Here is a 1,738-nt window from a genome sequence, read left to right as displayed (position 1 = left end):
AGTAAATTAATTATTCTGATGTTATCAATTGCTTACATGGTAATTCTGACTTCTTGTAAACAGACTAATGATCCCATAATTACAGCAGATAAAGTTGATAAGGTTGTAATTTTAGTAAAATCTGAGAATGAAAAAGATAGATCGTGGGAAGCGGAGGATCAAAATTTTTTAAAAGCATTGATAGAAAATATTAATGCTACATTAGGTGAGAAAGACGAAAATACACAAAATTTTGATATAGAATTGACTCCAGATCAAAAAAAATATGATTATAAAATAGACTTTTATAACAACGGTGAGGTAGTGCAGGAAGTAGAGATTTCACAAGTAAATAAATTAAAAATAGATAAAGAGGAATACACGATTAAAGAAGATAGAGAAAAGGAATTAAATAGCTTAAAAAATCATGTACTATCTGTTGTTCGATAATAAACCACCAAATATTCCAGGGCTTTAAACCTTAAAAAAGGAAAAGAGTAGTTACCAAAAAACGGTAACTACTCTTTTTTTATAAAGACCTTTCCTCATGTTTGAAAAGCTGATTGAGAAATAAAGCACACAACGGTATTCTTTCTTTTTTCAGTTGGTACATTTTGCAGTCTGTAACGTGTCATTTACTGTTTGTTACCTTAACATATCCAGTCGAAAACACAAGGGTATATAAACGAGCAAGCTCGCCCTTGTGTTTTCTTTGTGTCTATGTTGCGTACTCGTCACAGCAAACGACACGAACACACTGACGAAAATGGACCACCTAAACGAAAAAAGAAAGGAGCGTACACTATAATTTATTTCTAGCTTTTAAAACATGAGGAAAACAGCTTCACTTCCTCAAACGTCTAACAAAAATGGTTGTCAAAAAGCCAAAAATCAAAAAGAAAAGGAATGATAAAAATGAAATACATTAAAAACGTTGAAACATTGGAAGAATTGAAAAAATCCTACAAAAAGTTAGCTTTGAAATTGCACCCCGATTGTGGTGGTAGCAATGAAGAAATGGCGCAACTAAACAATGAATATGATGAATTGTTTAGCAAACTGAAAAACACTCACAAGAACAAAGACGGCGAAACCTATACAAAAGAAACGACTGAAACGCCCGAACAATTTAAGGACATTATAAATCAACTTTTCAATCTGAAAATGGACGGTGTATCAATTGAAATCGTGGGAACTTTTATATGGCTAACAGGCAACACAAAACCTTATAAGGACGACATAAAAGCCCTAGAATTTCGTTATTCACCAAAAAAATACGCATGGTATAAGGCACCAAGCGATTATAAAAAACGTAGTCGAAAAAATTATGATATGGACACAATAAGGGGAATGTATGGAAGTCAAAAGGTGAAGGAAGATAAAGAAGAAAAAAAATACTTACAAGCCAATTAAGGCTTGTAAGTTTATCAGAAAGGAAGTTTTAAAGTGGATATTAAAATAAAAAAAATAAATTTTGAAGGTAATATTTTAAAAGTTATAAAAGCGACAGTAACAGAAATGAGAGGAATAAATAATCATCAAAAATATAATTTTGATTTATATCAAATAGAAGCACGTTCGCCAAAGTCAACAAGAGAAATAACTTTAACAGTTGATTTTATAGAAAAAAATATCAGGTGATATTATCACTTTTGGTTATTGGTACGATTTGGATATAGAATCAGTAAATGAAATATTAAAGCAATTAAAAAAGGAAAAACAAACATTAAGAACAATCAATTTTATTTAAAAAAGTATC

At 30.4% G+C, this 1,738-nt stretch carries 3 protein-coding genes; all 3 read left to right on the top strand.

Going from position 1 to position 1,738, the window contains the following annotated elements:
* A partial coding sequence (locus HMPREF9088_RS10875; RefSeq protein WP_007209307.1) for a hypothetical protein occupies nt 1–429 on the top strand: 429 nt, incomplete at its 5' end.
* 465 nt (nt 430–894) lie between these two features.
* The gene (locus HMPREF9088_RS10870; protein ID WP_040367680.1) at nt 895–1,392 is read left to right on the top strand and encodes a molecular chaperone DnaJ; all 498 of its coding nucleotides are present in this window, start codon (nt 895–897) and stop codon (nt 1,390–1,392) included.
* Nucleotides 1,393–1,425: 33 nt separating this feature from the next.
* Entirely contained in the window at nt 1,426–1,620 is a 195-nt protein-coding gene (locus HMPREF9088_RS12470; protein WP_007209305.1) for a hypothetical protein, read from the top strand.
* Nucleotides 1,621–1,738: the final 118 nt, after the last annotated feature.

The organism is Enterococcus italicus DSM 15952, assembly GCF_000185365.1.
Classification (GTDB): domain Bacteria; phylum Bacillota; class Bacilli; order Lactobacillales; family Enterococcaceae; genus Enterococcus_G; species Enterococcus_G italicus.
The sequence above is the reverse complement of the archived record's forward strand: the minus strand, read 5'-3'. Positions and strand labels throughout refer to the sequence as shown.

Coding starts and splice junctions, on each gene's coding strand:
- HMPREF9088_RS10870 (WP_040367680.1), top strand. CDS start 895: ATGAAATACATTAAAAACGTTGAAACATTGGAAGAATTGAAAAAATCC.